Annotated in this window: 3 protein-coding genes and 1 pseudogene; all 4 read left to right on the top strand. The window is 64.6% G+C overall.

The genetic code is table 11. The features are described 5' to 3' along the window. Positions 1–269 precede the first annotated feature (269 nt). A pseudogene (locus ACRDUX_RS01610) lies at positions 270–458 on the top strand (universal stress protein); the annotation flags it as partial. 177 nt (positions 459–635) lie between these two features. Further along, a complete protein-coding gene (locus tag ACRDUX_RS01605; RefSeq protein ID WP_526410367.1) occupies positions 636–1,499 on the top strand; it encodes a universal stress protein in 864 nt (287 codons plus the stop codon). 88 nt (positions 1,500–1,587) lie between these two features. Then, positions 1,588–2,235, top strand: a complete 648-nt coding sequence (gene dosR / locus ACRDUX_RS01600; protein WP_526410365.1) for a hypoxia response regulator transcription factor DosR/DevR — start codon at positions 1,588–1,590, stop codon at positions 2,233–2,235. 3 nt (positions 2,236–2,238) lie between these two features. Next, positions 2,239–3,864, top strand: a 1,626-nt coding sequence (locus tag ACRDUX_RS01595; protein ID WP_526410363.1) for a sensor histidine kinase, incomplete at its 3' end; no start/stop codon positions are given.

Genomic DNA, 3,864 nt, shown 5'->3' with positions numbered 1-3,864 from the left:
GTCATCCGATCCTCGGATATCCCGACTGCTCAGTACTGTTCCTGCACGACGACTCTCGCCGCCGCACCTGATCACGATCGGCCTGCGCACCACGGCGTTGCCGTCCGCGAGACCCTAGACCCCCCGTGGGAAGGGACCAACTCCCCTGCAGGGAGCGCTACACACCATGCAACGTCGGCCGAGCGCTCGCGGACCGCGCGGGTTGACGAAGGGAACCCGCATGACCTCGGCTGCGAACCTGAAACATCGCCGGAGACAGCGCAATCAATGATCTTCGTCGCCGTCGACGGGTCAGAGGAGTCCGATACCGCCCGGCCTGTTGGCACACCGAGGAATCCCGGCGAGCTCAACTGGTGGTCGTAGGTAGCCATGGTCGCGGGGGCTTCGCCGGCGTGTTGCTCGGATCGGTTGGTACGGCGGTTGCGCAGTCTTCGTCAGCGCCCGTGATCGTCGTTCGAGTGATTTCACCCTGGAACAGTCGACGCTGTCATTTCCGTGACCGGTCATCCGTCGTCCATTCACCAGGTCCCCACAGCAGGGACCAACGACCGCATCGAAGGGACTTTCTGCTCTGACCCACCGCGCGGGCCTGCACCTAGCGTCGTATACGACACCGACCGAACATGGGGCAGACAATGCGAGACACACACCCAGCGTCACCCTCAGTCGTCGTCGGCATCGACGGATCGCGAAGCGGCCTGACGGCCGCGCTGTGGGCCGTCGAAGAAGCCGTCGACAGAGACATTCCCATACGCCTGGTCTACGCGATCGAACCACCCTCCGGCCCAACGACTCCCGAGGATTCAGCCCGCGTACTCGCGACGGCCGAGATCGCGGTCAGGCAAGCCTTCACCGCAGTGGAATCCACCGACAAACCGGTGAAGATCGAAGTCGAGATCCTTCAAGGTCGGCCCACGGACATGCTGCTCCAGGCCAGCCGCGCGGCAGCGATGATATGTGTCGGCGCCATCGGCCTGCGACATGTGTCGGGACGAATCGGGTCCACCGCTGCCGAGCTCGCCACCCGCGCTCTCTGTCCGGTCGCCATCATTCGTGGCTACGACCCGTCGCCGGTCACGACCGGGTCGATCGTCGTCGAGGTCGACTCGTCCTCCGACTGCGAGGCTGTGCTTCAACGCGGGATCGACGAAGCGTTGCTGCGCAACGCCCCGCTGGTCGTCATCGCCGTGTGGCATTCGCAATTCACCGACCTCCACGACAGTCATGCAGTCGCCGAACAGAACCGCCGGATCAGAGCGAGCCTGAACCGGCGGCTGGCGCGATGCACCCGCAAGTATCCAGAGCTCGACGTTCGACCCGTTGCCGTGCACGGTAGTTTGCTGAATTATCTGTCGCGCCACGCACCCTCGATCCAGCTCGTCATCGTCGGCCGTCGGCGGGCGCACGGCGTGTCCGAGATGATCGGCCCACCGAGCTACGCTGCACTGCACGACACTGACTGCTCGGTGGTCGTCTGCGCCCCACATGGTCTGCTGTGATGGTCCGAAGCCCCGCCCGATGGCCTATCGTTTCCTCAAGCGGAGAATCGACTTCGGTCTTCGTCGTAGTCGATCGTGAGGGCACATCATGGTGACCGTCTTTCTCGTCGACGACCACGAGGTGGTCCGTCGCGGCTTGATCGATCTGCTCAGCGCTGATCCCGAGCTCGACGTCATCGGCGAAGCCGGAACCGTGAGTCATGCTCTGGCTCAGATTCCGGCGCTTCGGCCCGACGTGGCAGTCCTCGACGTCCGGCTGCCCGACGGCAACGGCATCGAACTATGTCGCGACCTGCTGTCCCGACTTCCCGACCTGCGCTGCCTGATGCTGACGTCCTTCACCTCCGACGAGGCGATGCTCGACGCCATCCTCGCCGGCGCCAGCGGATACGTCGTCAAGGACATCAAGGGGATGGAACTCGCCAAGGCCATCAAGGAAGTCGGCGCGGGCCGCTCCCTGCTCGACAATCGCGCAGCGGCGGCATTGATGGCCAAGTTACGCGGTGCAGCGGAACGCTCCGACCCTCTTTCTGGTCTCACCGATCAAGAACGGGTGCTGCTGGATCTGCTCGGCGAAGGGTTGACGAACAAGCAGATCGCTGATCGAATGTTCCTGGCCGAGAAGACCGTCAAGAACTACGTCTCCAGGCTCCTGGCCAAGCTGGGGATGCAACGGCGCACCCAGGCGGCGGTCTTCGCCACGAAGCTCGACCGCCCACCCCGCGCCGAGTCGTGAGTAGTGCCGACGCCACCCCTCTCCCCCTCCGGCCCGGGGCGACCCCTACGGGACCTCTCCGGGCTGCGGCTGCGCGAACTCCTCACCGAAGTGCAGATCCGCGTCGAACAGATCATCGAAGAGCGCGACCGCGTCGACGGACTCGTCGAGGCCATGCTCACGATCACCGCCGGACTCGATCTGGCCACCACGTTGCGGACCATCGTGCACACCGCCGTCGAGCTGATCGATGCTCGTTACGGGGCACTCGGAGTCCGTGGTCACGGCCATGATCTGGTCGAGTTCATCTACGAGGGCATCGACGAAGCGACCCGGCAGCAGATCGGTCCCCTCCCCCTGGGGCGCGGCGTGCTCGGTCTGCTCATCGACGAACCAATCCCGATCCGATTGCAGGACATTCACGATCACCCATCGTCGGTTGGATTTCCCCCCAACCACCCGCCCATGCGCACCTTTCTCGGGGTTCCGGTGCGCATCCGAGACGAGGTGTTCGGCAACCTCTATCTCACCGAGAAGGCCTCCGGGCAGCCGTTCAACGACGACGATGAGGCGTTGGCGCAAGCGCTGGCAGCAGCGGCCGGCATTGCCATCGAGAACGCGCGACTCTACGAGCTGGCCCGCACCCGACAGTCATGGATGCGAGCCACCCGTGACATCGCTACCGAGCTGCTCTCTGGCATCGACCCCAGCCGGGTGTTTCGACTCATTGCCGACGCAGCGCACGACCTGACACGCGCCGACGTCACCTTGGTTGCAGTGCCCGCCGACGGTGACGTCCCCGTCGAGGAGGTCATCTCACTCAATATCGCCGAGACCGCGGGTGCGACAACCGATTCTGCGCACCTCACGTCAATACCGTTGACGGCGAACACCATCGGCGAGGTGTTTCGGCATGGCACGCCGTTTCGGGGTCAGCACGACGACATGGTCGACGACATCCTGGAAGGCACGGGCCCGGTGCTGGTGCTTCCACTCCGGACCACCGACACCGTCGCCGGAGTGGTCATCACGGCGCGGCGAAAAGGCGCCCCGCCCTTCACCGAGGAACAACTCGATGCCATGGCCACCTTCTCCGATCAGGCGGCGCTAGCCTGGCAGCTGGCCGTCACTCAGCGGCAGATGCGCGAAGTCGAGGTGCTCTCCGATCGCGACCGAATCGCTCGAGATCTTCACGACCACGTCATCCAACGACTGTTCGCCATCGGATTGGGGATGCAGGGAACGATCGCCCGAATTGCATCACCGGAGATTAAGCGACGGCTCTCCGAGTCTGTCGACGACCTGCAAGGCGTCATCCAGGAAATCCGCACCACCATCTTCGACCTGCACGGAACCGGGGCAGGGCCCACACGGCTGCGCCAGCGGCTCGACGAGGCGATCGAACAGTTCGCGGGCACGGGTGTCCGGACCAAGTCGCAGTTCAGTGGGCCGCTGTCGGTGATCGAGCCTGCCCTCGCAGATCATGCCGAAGCCGTGGTCCGCGAGGCGGTCAGCAACGCGGTGCGCCACGGCGCCGCCACCGACGTCACGGTCCTGGTCAGAGTCGACGACGACCTGAGCATCGAGGTCCTCGACAACGGAGACGGCCTCTCAGAGGACATCACCGCGAGCGGTCTGAGAAACCTGCAG

The sequence above is a fragment of the Mycobacterium sp. genome, assembly GCF_050701675.1.
Taxonomy (GTDB): domain Bacteria; phylum Actinomycetota; class Actinomycetes; order Mycobacteriales; family Mycobacteriaceae; genus Mycobacterium.
Note: the sequence above shows the minus strand (reverse complement) of the source record. Positions and strands in the feature narration are given on the sequence as shown.

Excerpts from the sequence above, each read along its gene's own strand:
- ACRDUX_RS01605 (WP_526410367.1), top strand. The coding sequence starts at position 636 with ATGCGAGACACACACCCAGCGTCACCCTCAGTCGTCGTCGGCATCGAC.
- dosR (WP_526410365.1), top strand. The coding sequence starts at position 1,588 with ATGGTGACCGTCTTTCTCGTCGACGACCACGAGGTGGTCCGTCGCGGC.